Consider the following 12,962-nt stretch of genomic DNA (forward strand, 5'->3'; position numbering starts at 1 on the left):
CCATTTATAATCCGAATTTATTTATTCTGTTACATAATCATCCGGTATGGAAACGCCTTTTTTCTCCAAACGTTTAACCAGGAATCCTATATAAAGCGGAAGCAAAATAGCTGTGGTTACGGTAGACGCTGCAACCTGTACTGTTGCCAAGTCAACGTGAGCAGCGAAACTTGCACTCGCAGCTGCAATCGCTGCAGGTGTAGCCACCGCATTACCCGCTGTAGAACCTTCTGCTGCACCAGCAATTGGGTTCCATTTGAATGCTCTAAATACAAAGTATCCGGCAGTACCTGTCAGGAATACTGTTGCAAGTCCAAGAATAATCCCTGAAAGCCCACCATTAATGATTGCTCCGAAATCAATTCCCATACCTAGTGCAAATGCGAAGAACGGAATCAGCATAGAACTTCCCTGATCGAAAAACTTTCTCATTTCGTCGTCCAAGTTACCAAGTACCATACCAACGACAATTGGCAACAACACGGCTACGAAAGATACGAATGAGAAGAGACCATCAACGAATCCCATCGCCCCAAAAATAGACAATGCTACCATTGTAAAGAAAGGTCCGTCATTCAGCGCCAGCAAAGAGTATGCTGCACGGTCTGTTTTATCTCCGTACTGACCTACAAGGGCTACGTAAAGTCCGCCGTTACTGTTGGTCATCGCTGCAATGATTGCAATCGGCGCCAAACCTAACCAAAGACCATTGTCACCAGCCATCATATATGCGATTAAACCGAATCCGGCACCTACTAGCCATTTTGTTGCAAGTAATGTGGCACCTTTACCAAGGCTGACACCAACATTACGGAAGTTAATTTGTGCTCCGGTACATAATAGAAATAGTGCAATAAGCGTACTTGCTCCATCGACAAATAATGCCTGTGTAAAGTTACCAATTCTTAATAGTTCAGGTGCAAAGGTATTCAATGTTGCAGCAAGCAACAGCGGTACAACCATCATGCCTCCTGGAATTCTTTCTAGAGTTGCTTTAATCCTCATTTTTATCCCCCTCGATTATAGTAGTTGTTTTAAAATAAAACAATAAAATTAATATAAAGCGTTTTCATGTATTTATAGTATAACATCGTGATATAAAATGCAACATAATAATTGATTTTATTTTAATAAGAATGCATGACATGGATTTGTGTTGCAAAATAAAACAAAAAAGGAGACCCACTTAACAAGTCTCCTCCTCATCTATCTCTTATTCTTTTAGTTTTCGCCATAACGTTGACCGGTTTATCCCAAGCCGCTTAGCTGCTCTGGACTGATTATGGTTTTCGTCTTCCAAGACCTGCTTAATGACCCGCTGCTCTATATCATTTAAAGTTCCTTCTAGCGATAGAGCATTTCCAGGGCGCGTGCTTTCTTCCACCCGGTACGTTTCCATCAGTTCCTTTACATGGGAAAGTTCAATATAATGAGCCGAAGTAGTCATGCTTAATTCCCTGACTATCTTTTTCAGTTCAGTTATATTCCCAGGCCAATCATAGTCCTTCAGATACTCCATGGCTTCTGTTTTCATTCCGATTGTTTCATTGCCATCTTCTGCATGAAATTCAGCCAAAAAATATTCAACAAAACTGCTGATATCTTCTTTGCGTTCGCGTAAAGGTATTAAATGCAGCGAGTCCGCGGAAATTTTTTTATAAAAATCATTTTCAATCCTTTCAGCTTCCGGCCGTGCGAGGACGATTACCTTTATACTTTCCGGAAATGCGTTTATAACCACTTGCAGTTTTTTGTACAACTGAGAGTTAATAGACTCCATGCCCTTCAGAATTACCGTACCCTCTTTTATGCTCATCATTTTGTTTGCAAGCTGATCCAGTTCCCCATTCTGCTCCTTCAACCGGAACCCTTCCACCATTACTATGGGTGATTGCTGACCAAACCTCTCAAAGTGAACCCTCTGGGCAATCGTATATTTTCCCGTACCGGTCTCACCAACAATACATAATGGGGCGCTACTCTGGGCATACCTGCCGATATTTTCTCTGATGTTTCCTGCCTGGTCACTCTCCCCTATAATAGGCAGATGGCCAGGACTGCCTATTACATGTACGCTTTTAGCTTCTGTTCTGGGCCGCTTACCTTGTACCATAATCCCTACTCTTGTCTCACTTACCGGGAAGCCGAGAATCTCATAGAAGTAATTTTCATCTTCTATTTCTTCCCACTGATTTGTTTGATTCTGAAGGACCTTTCTGACAAGGCGAGGAATATAGGGAGAATCAATTATATGAAGATTCCCTGATTCCTGCTCAAAAGTAAGATTTTTTTCAATTAATTCTCCGTCCTTATTCAGCAAAATCACAGGGACCGGAATGGAATTAAAGGTTTCCTGATAATAGTAGAGTTGGTTGTTAACTCGTTTAAAGAAGTTATAGACTCGTCTCCCTTCTTCGAGCGCCTCCATAACAGCCTCTCTTCCCGAGGTAATCAAAACCCCACGCAAACCAACTTGTTCTGCCACCTGAACAGTGATTACATCCCCTATAACAACCGAGTAGCCCTGTTCTTTTAAATTGATGAGATGTCCACGAACTTCTCTCCTTGAATTAATCGTAACCATTTTCACGTCATATTCCAGGATGTTGCAAATAGTAGCTGCTCCCCGGGAAATATTGGCATACCCTACGAGTGCAACCCCATTTTTTATGCCGCGCAGAAGAGTAAATACCCGGAGCATATCGTATCCGGTGATATCTATATGAACCACAGGGATGGATACATTGTCCTGGATCATGGTTGCCGTACCACCACGGCTGATAATTAATTCATATCCTTGTTTTTCAGCAGATTTTGCTGCCTTCACCCCTTCTTCCAGGTTTGCTACAGTAACATCCAACTGGAAGTCTTCCGGAATACCAATCTTTTTTACTGTCTCTGCAAGTCCCTGATAAGGGGCAATCAGAAGTGTTTTTACCATTTCCATCCCTCGCTTGTTGCATTTTTCAACACTTTTTTTTTATTATTACATATACTCGGAAGGATGTCTAATCACACTGTCTAATCACACCTCTCTTCAGTTTATCAGGGTCAGAAACAACTATCGTTCAAAAGAGTCCAACTTATCTTTCCATTTAGCTGTAAATTAGCTGATTATTGCTACTCTGAAGCGGTGGAGTAGATATAACTTCAAATGTAAGCGCCTCCCATAACTATCTCGCCAAAATGCACCCAACTTATCTAAAAGCCCTTGAAGTATATTGGCAAAATGTTATTATAAGTCAAGTAAAAATTGAAATTATATTTTTCATACAAAAACCAACTTAACCAATCAGACTAGTTGAACATGCATATTTCGACCTATTTAGTGACAACCAGGAATTCAATTTAAAAGGAGTGTTGACTTGACACCTGATATTGACCAAAAACGCATCGTAATTAAAATTGGGAGCAGTTCACTAACCAGCATGAATGGAGAAGTGAGCCGCAGAAAACTTGAAAAGATTGTTGAAGAAGTTGTTCGTTTAAAAGATAACGGACATGAAGTATTACTCGTTTCCTCTGGAGCTGTGGCGGCGGGATACCGCAGACTCGGTTTTCTCACTCGTCCGGACTCATTACCTGAAAAACAGGCATCCGCGTCTGTTGGCCAGGGACTACTTATCGAAACCTACTCAGATATCTTCATGTCACATGGATATGTGGCTTCTCAAATACTAATCACGCGTAGTGACTTTTCTGATGAACTCCGCTACAACAACGCACGGAATACCATCAATGTTTTACTCGAGCGAGGTATCGTGCCAATCGTAAATGAAAATGACACCATCTCTATGGATTTCCTGAAATTCGGGGATAACGATACATTGTCTGCAAAAGTTGCTGGCCTTGTGCAGGCCGATCAATTAATCATTCTCTCTGATATTGAGGGACTCTATGATGCGGATCCCCGAAAAGACGAAAATGCTACACTGATCCGAGAAGTAAATGAAATCACTCCTGCTATTGAGGCTGCAGCAGGTGATCCCGGCAGTGCTAACGGTACCGGTGGGATGAAATCAAAAATCGATGCGATTAAAATTTCGATGGCGTCTGGGATACCCTCCTTTCTCGGAAACGCGACCACCCCTAACATCATTTTTGATGCAGCCCACAAAGAGGCTAAAGGATCCTATTTTGAACCGAAAAGTGATATACAAAATTTAAATCAGAAGAAACAATGGATTGCGTTCAACTCAGGGCCTGAAGGAAAGGTAACCGTAAACCATACCATCAGAGAAGCAATCATATCCGATAAAATCAACCTGGCGCCAACCGATCTTCAACATATTGAAGGACGCTTTGAAAAAGATGCAGTAGTAACCATTATCGATGTAGATGGAGAAGTAATCGGTCTGGGTGTCGTGAATTATTCGTCTGAGGCACTTTCAAAAATAATCAACAAGCCTGAATGGGCATTAGAAGATAATCAACTGCCAGCGATTGAAAATAAACACCTCGTTTGTCATTTGGACACTGAAGTACCCGTGAATCAATTAATTACCACATAAATAGGAGGAATTGGATGACTGTATTAACAGAAAATGTGAACGTGGAAGAACAGGCAAAACTCGCAAAGAAAGCAGCCAAAACTTTGGCGGTATTGACAACAGAGGAAAAGAATGAAGCTCTTTTGAAACTTGCTGATGTACTGGACGAAGAATACGAATCTATTTTGGCCGCTAATGAAGAGGATTTAAAAAATGGCCGCCAGCAGGGATTTGACGCAGCATTTATTGATCGCCTGACATTGACCAAGGAAAGAGTTGAGGAATTTGCCCAGGGTCTTCGTGACGTTGCAAAACTGGATGACCCAACAGGAATCGTTAACTCTGACTGGACACTCGAAAATGGACTTAACGTGCAGCAGGTGACTGTTCCACTCGGAGTAATTGGAATGATTTATGAAGCACGGCCGAATGTGACAGTAGACGCAACCGGCCTGGCACTAAAGTCCGGAAATGCTATTGTCCTAAAAGGCGGTTCTTCAGCAATAACATCCAACCAGGCTATAGTTGAGGTGATTCATCGTGGATTGGAGCAGACGAAGATTCCAAAAGACGCTGTTCAATTTATTGCAAGTACCCACCGTGAAGCGACCCAGCAATTATTTACCATGAAAGAACACATCGATGTCCTAATCCCACGCGGAGGCGGCTCACTTATTAAAGCCGTAGTAAATAATGCAACAGTTCCGGTACTTGAAACAGGCGTCGGAAACTGCCACCTTTATGTTGATGCAGAAGCAGATGTACAAAAAGCACTGGCTATACTGGTTAATGCCAAGACCGACCGTCCGGCTGTATGTAATGCAATCGAAACCGTAATAATCCATCAAGACTGGCTCGCGGAAAATAAAGCTGAATTAACAGAGACTCTGAAAGAAAATGACATCAGCGTTCACGGGGACAGTACGGTTGTTGAGCTTATTCCTAACTCCGTACCAGCTGAAGAAACGGACTGGGCAGATGAATATCTAAGTAAAGATATCGCCATTAAAACGGTCGCTGATGTCGCGGAAGCCATTCAGCACATTGAAGATTATGGTACGAAGCATTCTGAATCAATCGTCACAGAGAATGAGAAAACTGCTGAAACATTCATGAAACTGGTTGACGCGGCAGCACTCTATCATAATGCCTCCACGCGTTTCACAGATGGAAGCGCCCTTGGATTCGGCTCAGAAATTGGAATCTCAACCCAAAAATTGCATGCACGGGGACCAATGGGGCTACCCGCATTAACTACTGTAAAATATCTTATGCAAGGAAACGGGCAAGTCAGATAAAATAACATTAATAGTAGCGAGGGCATGAAAGGTCGAACGAGGTGGATAATCTTTCGTAACGCCTCTCATCGGCTTGAAACGGTTATAATCTATAAACTTGGAGGATTAATTTCCTTCAAGTTTTTTCTTTATCGAATTCGCTGAATGCACACCCGCCCCGTAATTGATATAATCTATCATAAACCGAACCGAAAAGGAGACCGCATAATGATTGAAATATATACAGACGGCGCGTCCAGTGGCAATCCTGGCCCAAGCGGTGCTGGAATCTATATAAAATCTGCTAGCGAAAAATATGAGTATTCTTTTCCATTGGGGGAAATGTCCAACCACGAAGCGGAGTTCCATGCTATTTTAAAAGCATTAGAAGTGTGCAAAAAACAGTTTCCGGGAGAAATTCTTTCTTTCCGCTCTGACTCCAAGGTTGCTGTGGATGTAATTGAAAAAGAATCCACCAAAAACCAGACCTTCCAGCCCCTACTTGAAAAAATTCTAACAGAGGCCAGTAATTTCCCATATTTCTTCATTAAATGGATTCCAGAAAAAAATAACGGCCACGCGGACCGGCTTGCCAGAGAGGGAATTAGAAAGAATTAGTGAGAGAGGGCTATTCACTTTATGATGAAAAGTAGGGCGGAGATAACTGATTCCCGAGCATGTAAGCATTAAACTCGAGCGAAATTAACTCATTCTCGAGCCAGAAACCCTTAAACTCGAGCGAGGTTAACTCATTCTCGAGCCAGAAGCCCTCAACCCCGAGCGAGGTTAACTCATTCTCGAGCCAAAAGCCCTCAACCCCGAGCGAGGCTAACTAATTCTCGAGCGTAAAGTCCCCCTCTCCTTGTTCAACGTCTTCTCTACTCACTTCAATGCTTCCTCTCCTCAATGTTTACCACTTTCTCTCCCAACACAAAAGCGGACACCCAACCGGGCATCCGCTCCACACGTTATCCAAGAACCAATCCGCCATATATCAATGCCGCTCCAATAACAAAAGCAGGATGGACTTTCATCCGTTCAATCAACAAATAACTGCTAACAGTGATTAGCAATGTTTGCCAAAGGCCGATCCCCACATACGACTCCGAAAAAAACTGCCACGCCATAACACCAAGCAGAATAGCTATGACCGGTCGAACATACTGGGTTAACCGCTGAACCTTGGCTGAATCTTTATATCGATACAAAACCCCCACTAGTAATATCATTATAATCAAGGAAGGCGCTACAGTGGCAAAGACCCCAATCACCGAGCCCAAAATACCACCTTCTGCATAACCGATATACCCGGCCATTTTAGTGGCAATCGGGCCAGGCAGTGAGTTAGCAAGCGCAAGCATTTCACTGAACTCTTGGACACTCATCCACTCATACCGATTGACTACTTCATTCTGAACAAGCGGTATCGATGCCGGTCCGCCGCCATAGCCGAGGATTCCAGGAATGAAGAACGCCATAAATATATGCCAGTATTTAGTGATCATGATGTTCCCCTCCTACTTTCCTTACTTTGCTGGTCAGCCGGTTCTGTCTTCTTGTTATCACGCTGAACAAGTGCAGCCACAAGTAACAAACCAATGACGATCCCAGGGTGAAGACCGGCCGCATATAGCAAAAGAAACACTCCTATAGACATCAGCACTGTCTGAAGCCAACCCATCCCTTTCACTGCCTTATGAAAGAACTGCCATGTCAGTACTGCCAGCATGACGCCGACAACAGGTACGACTGCAGCGGTCATCCCTTGCACCCACGGCAGGTCGGCGACTGACGATAAGGAAGACAATAAGACAACCATTAAAATAATAGTCGGGAGAATGGTAGCGAATACCGCATTGATCATTCCTACAATACCGGAGACATTATGACCAATATATCCTGCAAGTTTTGTTGCGATCGGACCCGGAAGTGTGTTTCCGAGCGCCAGAATATCACCAAAATCCTCGTCACTCATCCATTTGTATTTTTCCACTACTTCTTTATGAATCAGCGGAATGGAGCCCGGGCCTCCCCCATAACCGAGCATCCCTACCCTAAAAAACGCGATAAATAAATTCCATTGTGTTCTCATAAGATGAATTCCTTCTTATTAAAGTGTGACATTACCACGCAGAGACTGCCCCGTCTGTTCGTGATTCGGTACCTCCTGCAAGCACGCCTGTTTCAGGATCGCGCCAAATGATTTGTCCACGCCCGAATGAATTCGGTTCAAGCGCAATTTTGATATCATGTCCGCGAGCAGCCAGTAACTGTGCAAGATGATGCGGGAACCTGTTTTCCACTTCAACTGTCTTATCCTTCATCCACTGCCAGCGCGGTGCATCAAGTGCTGCCTGCGGACTTAGACCGAAGTCGATAGTATTCATCATGACCTGTACATGCCCCTGTGGTTGCATGAATCCTCCCATAACACCGAACGGTCCTACCGGCTGGTTATCTTTTGTCAAAAATCCAGGAATGATAGTGTGATAAGTTTTTTTGCCACCCTCAAGCGCGTTTACATGACTTGACTCCATCGAGAAGTTGTGGCCACGGTTCTGCAACGCAATTCCAGTACCCGGTACAACCACTCCTGAACCGAATCCCATATAGTTACTCTGGATAAAAGAAACCATGTTCCCTTCACTGTCAGCGGTTGCCAGATAAACGGTGCCGCTTGATGACGGATCGCCGGCTTCCGGCTGGATGGCTTCTTCACCAATCAGATGTCTGCGCTGTTTGGCATATGCATCGCTAAGCATCTCTTCCGATGTTACTTTCATACGGTCTTCCTCGGTTACATGGGTTTGCCCGTCAGCGAATGCCAGTTTAATAGCTTCAATCTGCTTATGATATGTATCAGCAGAATCTTTTTCAGCGAAATTGAATCCTTTTAATATATTTAAGGCCTGCAGTGCAACTATCCCCTGTCCGTTTGGAGGGATTTCCCACACATCATAGCCCCGGTAGTTTACATTGATTGGCTTAACCCATTCGGCCTTGTGTTCTGCAAGGTCTTCAGCTGTCAAAAATCCACCGTTTTCCTTAGAAAATGCTGCGATTTTTTCAGCAATATGTCCCCGGTAAAAAGATTCTGCACCTGTTTCAGCGATTGACCGCAATGTTTCCGCATGCCCTTTTGATGACCAAATTTCTCCGGTTTCAGGCGCACGCCCGTCAGGTGCAAACGTCTCAAACCAATGCTTGAAAACATCGTCTGTCAGGTTAGCTTTGAAATTTTTATATGCATTATTCCAGAACTTGCTTAGTGTCGGTGATAATGGGTACCCTTCAGCGGCATAATTGATTGCCGGTTCAAGTACTTCCCTAAGCGGAAGTTTCCCGAAACGCTCAGAAAGTTCTGCCCAAGCTGCTGGTACTCCCGGAACGGTTACAGGAATAAAGCCATGCTTCGGAATCTCCTCATGCCCAGCTTCTTTTACCGCATCAATAGAGATATTTTTAGGCGAACGTCCGCTTGAGTTAAGACCGTGAAGTTCCCCTTTCGTCCAAACTAGTGCGAATGCATCCCCGCCAATCCCGTTGGATGTCGGTTCCACCACAGTTAGACATGCCGCTGTAGCAATCGCTGCGTCAATAGCATTTCCGCCCATCTTAAGAATATCCAGTCCAGCTTGTGAAGCAAGTGGCTGTGATGTTGCAACCATGCCATTGCGGGCATATGCTGTGTTTCGTGTTGTTGGATATGGATGGGAATGATTATTAAAAAATGACATATTAATCCCCCTGTTATGATTGATAGATTATTACATGATATAGACCAGAAAGTATAATCCTCTCTGGCCTGTTTGGAAAAACGAACTTCCATTACTAGTATAAAAGAATTATATCAAACCTCGTGACAAGCAACAAAATGCCCTGTTTCAACTTCACGCCACTCCGGAACCGTTGTTTTGCAGTGTTCCTGCGCTATCGGACAACGGGTGTGGAACGGGCAGCCTGTCGGATAATTGGATGCACTTGGCAGATCGCCCTCAAGTCGGATACGTTCTTTTTTCCGTCCCGGCACCGGGCGTGGTATCGCTGACAGCAGTGCTTTTGTATATGGATGCTGCGGATTTTTATAAATTTGATCGGATGTCCCAAGTTCAACCATGGTGCCCAGGTACATAACCAGCACACGGTCACACATGTGTCGTACGACTCCAAGGTCGTGGGAAATAAACATGTATGTAAGCTGGTATTTTTTCTGAAGATTCATCAGCAGGCGGATAATCTGCGCCTGGACAGACACATCAAGCGCCGAGACGGCTTCATCACAAACTATTAATGAAGGGTTCAGCGCAATTGCCCGGGCAATCCCGATTCGCTGACGCTGGCCACCACTGAATTCATGCGGATACCGGTCATAATGTTCTTCTTCAAGTCCCACTTCAACCAAAAGTTCACGCACACGCTGCTCACGTTCCTTTTTGGACATCTTACTGTGAATCACAAAAACCTCTTCCAGCGCATTACCGATTCGCTGGCGCGGGTTGAGGGATGCGAATGGATCCTGAAAAATCATCTGCATATCCTTTTTGTACGGTTTTAACTTCCGTTTGGAGAGACCTGCAATATTTTCACCGCGGAATTTGATTGTCCCGTCGGTCAAATCCTCGAGCCCAAGAATGGTACGGCCGAAAGTGGACTTACCACATCCTGACTCCCCAACAATTCCGAGAGTTTCTCCTTCTTTGACCTCAACACTTACATTCTGTACAGCTTTAACGTGTGAAGTCGTCCGCTGCAGAATCCCCGTCTTAACAGGGAAGTATTTTTTAAGGTCCTTCACTTCAAGAAGTGGTTGCTGTACTGTCATAGGAAATCCCCTCCTGAAGCCATTTTTTACTGTCATCATCCACATTCGGTACAGCCGCAAGTAATGATCGGGTATAATCGTGCTGTGGATTATTAAAAATCTTGTACACGTCGCCTGTTTCAACCACTTCACCATGGTACATAACCATAACTTTATCAGCGATTTCTGCAACTACACCCATGTCGTGGGTTACAAAAACAACCCCCATATCCATTTGGGCCTTCAGATCATCTATCAGGTCAAGAATTTGTGCCTGAATTGTTACGTCCAGTGCAGTGGTCGGTTCATCGGCCATAAGTAATAGAGGCTCACAGGCAAGCGCCATGGCAATCATAACCCGCTGCCGCATTCCACCACTAAGTTCATGCGGATAGTTTCTCATTTTCTCTGATGGATTTGGTATACCGACTTTACCCAGAAGTTCAATAGCTTTCTTTGTAGCTTCTTTTTTGGACAGTTTACGGTGAATCATTAAGGGTTCACGAAGCTGAAAGCCTATAGTAAACACTGGATTCAGTGCTGTCATTGGTTCCTGGAAAATCATTGAAATGTCGTTGCCTCTGATTTTCTGCAGCTGTTCTTCCGATTTACCTACAATTTCCTTGCCGTTCAGCAGGATTGACCCGGAAACTTCCCCATTGGAAGGTAAAAGCCCCATTATCGAAAGCGAGGTAGCACTTTTACCACTTCCGGATTCTCCTACTATACAAAGTGTTTCACCCTTATCCACGGTAAAAGAAATATCCCGGACAGCGGGCACTTTACCGCCTGCTGTCCGATATTGGGTAACCAGATTTTTCACTTCCAATAAATGTTCCATCGTTATACCCTACTTTCTGCTTACATTATATAGTGACCATTGACCAGTTGGATCGACAACCAGATTTTCTACCGATTCGTCATAGGCAGCTGTAACTGTTCCGTGCTCCATGATAACCCAAACAGCATCTTTAATTGCCATTACATTTGCTTCGTGAAGCTTCTCTTTACGTACTTCCTGATCTACTGTCTGACGGGACTCTTCAACCAGTTTGTCAAATTCAGGATTGCTGTAGCGGCTGAAGTTGGAAGAACCAATATTGTCAGAGTGCAGGTTCGGATAAAGCAGTTCACTTCCATCAGCAGTACTGTTGGACCAGCCAAGGAATGTCATTTCATAATCACCTTTACGTCCTGTCTCAAGGAAAGTAGCCCATTCCATTGTTTCGATTTGGACATTTAACCCGATTTCAGTAAGTTGTGCCTGAACGATTTCAGCCATTTTCATATAACTTGCCCGGTTTGCCACTAGAAGGTTGATTTCCTCGTCACCATAACCGTTTTCCTCGACAATTTGTTTCGCTTTTTCTTTATCAAACGCATACCCTGCTTCTTCAGCTTTTTCATTATAGCCAAATACTTTTGGACCGATTATGCTTTCACTGAAAGTACCCAGGCCATTCAGCTGATTAACATATGCTTCCTGGTCAACACCGTAAGCAACAGCTTTTCTGAATTCGAGTTCATTAAATGGAGCTTTTTCCATATTGAATCCAAGATAAGAAACGCGAGTACCCGGTGACTTTTGTACCTTCACGCCATTGATATTTTCAATACGCGGCAATTGGTCTGATGGCAATGCATCGATAAACTGAACTTCACCAGTTTCCAGCATAGAAATCGCTGTTGAAACTTCAGGAACTACCTTAAACGTTACTTTCTCAAGTGCAGCTGGGTCTTTCCAGTAATCTTCATTACGCTCGAGTGTGATATGGTCACCTTCCACCCATTCCACAAACTTGAATGGTCCTGTTCCAACTGGGTTTTTGTTAATGTCGCCTTCTTTATCAGCTTTCGGACTGACAATTGCTGCATTCGTATGACTCAGTGCTGCAAGCATTGGGCCGTATGGTTCTTTTGTTTTAATAACAACAGTATATTCATCTTTCACTTCGACAGATTCAATTGGAGCAAGCAATGAAGCACGTGGTGCAGCACGCTCCGGATCTCTGATTTGGTCAAACGTGTACTTTACTGCTTCAGCATTAAAAGGAGTACCATCATGAAACTTAATTCCTTCTCTTAACTTAATTACCCAAGTATTCTCATCTGGCGTTTCATAAGACTTAGCCAGCAATGGTTTGGATTCAAGCGTTTGCGGATCTTGTGTGAAAAGAGTCTCGTAAATTTGATAAGTCACATTCGACGATACGGAATCATTGGTATCAATCGGTGAAAGTCCGGCAGCATCAGAAGTAGACGCGTATGTAATCTCTGCCGGCGCATCTCCACCACTATTTCCACCATTACTGCTGCTTTCCCCGCCACAACCTGCAAGTACAAATATTGCTATCAAAAGAACTGCTATAAACTGAAACGCTTTTTTACTCAATA

11 protein-coding genes are annotated in these 12,962 nt (G+C 43.8%); 3 read left to right on the top strand and 8 right to left on the bottom strand.

Annotated elements, in window-relative coordinates; genetic code table 11:
- Nucleotides 1-21: 21 nt before the first annotated feature.
- Together ACFO3D_RS05975 and ACFO3D_RS05980 are read right to left on the bottom strand one after the other, a co-directional pair.
- Nucleotides 22-1,005, bottom strand: coding sequence for a 2-keto-3-deoxygluconate permease (locus tag ACFO3D_RS05975; protein ID WP_390293785.1), 984 nt, complete (start codon nt 1,003-1,005; stop codon nt 22-24).
- A 208-nt stretch (nt 1,006-1,213) separates the two neighbouring features.
- The gene (locus ACFO3D_RS05980) at nt 1,214-2,941 is read right to left on the bottom strand and encodes a sigma-54-dependent transcriptional regulator (protein WP_390293788.1); all 1,728 of its coding nucleotides are present in this window, start codon (nt 2,939-2,941) and stop codon (nt 1,214-1,216) included.
- A 424-nt stretch (nt 2,942-3,365) separates the two neighbouring features.
- Between ACFO3D_RS05980 and proB the strand changes: the two genes are divergently transcribed.
- The 3 genes from proB to ACFO3D_RS05995 all read left to right on the top strand — a co-directional run bounded on the left by proB (nt 3,366) and on the right by ACFO3D_RS05995 (nt 6,385).
- Entirely contained in the window at nt 3,366-4,511 is a 1,146-nt protein-coding gene (gene proB / locus ACFO3D_RS05985; protein ID WP_390293790.1) for a glutamate 5-kinase, read from the top strand.
- Between the two features lie 14 nt (nt 4,512-4,525).
- Nucleotides 4,526-5,788: a glutamate-5-semialdehyde dehydrogenase gene (locus tag ACFO3D_RS05990; RefSeq protein WP_390293792.1), complete on the top strand. Its 1,263-nt coding sequence runs from the start codon at nt 4,526-4,528 to the stop codon at nt 5,786-5,788.
- A gap of 207 nt (nt 5,789-5,995) precedes the next feature.
- Nucleotides 5,996-6,385, top strand: a complete 390-nt coding sequence (locus ACFO3D_RS05995; RefSeq protein WP_390293794.1) for an RNase H family protein — start codon at nt 5,996-5,998, stop codon at nt 6,383-6,385.
- A gap of 350 nt (nt 6,386-6,735) precedes the next feature.
- Here the strand turns inward: ACFO3D_RS05995 and ACFO3D_RS06000 are convergent, their stop codons facing one another.
- The 6 genes from ACFO3D_RS06000 to ACFO3D_RS06025 all read right to left on the bottom strand — a co-directional run bounded on the left by ACFO3D_RS06000 (nt 6,736) and on the right by ACFO3D_RS06025 (nt 12,960).
- A complete protein-coding gene (locus ACFO3D_RS06000) occupies nt 6,736-7,272 on the bottom strand; it encodes a chromate transporter (RefSeq protein ID WP_390293796.1) in 537 nt (178 codons plus the stop codon).
- Complete coding sequence (locus tag ACFO3D_RS06005; RefSeq protein ID WP_390293799.1) at nt 7,269-7,859, bottom strand: chromate transporter; 591 nt, start codon at nt 7,857-7,859, stop codon at nt 7,269-7,271. Before ACFO3D_RS06005 ends, ACFO3D_RS06000 begins: the two co-directional genes overlap by 4 nt.
- 31 nt (nt 7,860-7,890) lie before the next feature.
- Nucleotides 7,891-9,504 (bottom strand): gamma-glutamyltransferase, encoded by a 1,614-nt coding sequence (ggt, locus tag ACFO3D_RS06010; protein WP_390293801.1) that lies wholly within the window; start codon nt 9,502-9,504, stop codon nt 7,891-7,893.
- Nucleotides 9,505-9,617: 113 nt separating this feature from the next.
- Entirely contained in the window at nt 9,618-10,589 is a 972-nt protein-coding gene (locus ACFO3D_RS06015) for an ABC transporter ATP-binding protein (RefSeq protein WP_390293803.1), read from the bottom strand.
- On the bottom strand, nt 10,564-11,409 hold the full coding sequence (locus ACFO3D_RS06020; protein WP_390293806.1) for an ABC transporter ATP-binding protein: 846 nt from the start codon (nt 11,407-11,409) through the stop codon (nt 10,564-10,566). Before ACFO3D_RS06020 ends, ACFO3D_RS06015 begins: the two co-directional genes overlap by 26 nt.
- Before the next feature lie 9 nt (nt 11,410-11,418).
- Nucleotides 11,419-12,960 (bottom strand): glutathione ABC transporter substrate-binding protein, encoded by a 1,542-nt coding sequence (locus ACFO3D_RS06025; RefSeq protein ID WP_390293808.1) that lies wholly within the window; start codon nt 12,958-12,960, stop codon nt 11,419-11,421.
- Nucleotides 12,961-12,962 lie beyond the last annotated feature (2 nt).

Source organism: Virgibacillus kekensis (assembly GCF_042654125.1).
Lineage (GTDB): Bacteria > Bacillota > Bacilli > Bacillales > Amphibacillaceae > Lentibacillus > Lentibacillus kekensis.

Bases quoted from the DNA above. Each gene is read 5' to 3' on its own strand.
- ggt (WP_390293801.1), bottom strand. From the start codon at position 9,504: ATGTCATTTTTTAATAATCATTCCCATCCATATCCAACAACACGAAAC.
- ACFO3D_RS06020 (WP_390293806.1), bottom strand. From the start codon at position 11,409: ATGGAACATTTATTGGAAGTGAAAAATCTGGTTACCCAATATCGGACA.
- ACFO3D_RS06000 (WP_390293796.1), bottom strand. From the start codon at position 7,272: ATGATCACTAAATACTGGCATATATTTATGGCGTTCTTCATTCCTGGA.
- ACFO3D_RS05975 (WP_390293785.1), bottom strand. From the start codon at position 1,005: ATGAGGATTAAAGCAACTCTAGAAAGAATTCCAGGAGGCATGATGGTT.
- ACFO3D_RS06005 (WP_390293799.1), bottom strand. From the start codon at position 7,859: ATGAGAACACAATGGAATTTATTTATCGCGTTTTTTAGGGTAGGGATG.
- ACFO3D_RS05980 (WP_390293788.1), bottom strand. From the start codon at position 2,941: ATGGTAAAAACACTTCTGATTGCCCCTTATCAGGGACTTGCAGAGACA.
- ACFO3D_RS05990 (WP_390293792.1), top strand. From the start codon at position 4,526: ATGACTGTATTAACAGAAAATGTGAACGTGGAAGAACAGGCAAAACTC.
- ACFO3D_RS05995 (WP_390293794.1), top strand. From the start codon at position 5,996: ATGATTGAAATATATACAGACGGCGCGTCCAGTGGCAATCCTGGCCCA.
- ACFO3D_RS06015 (WP_390293803.1), bottom strand. From the start codon at position 10,589: ATGACAGTACAGCAACCACTTCTTGAAGTGAAGGACCTTAAAAAATAC.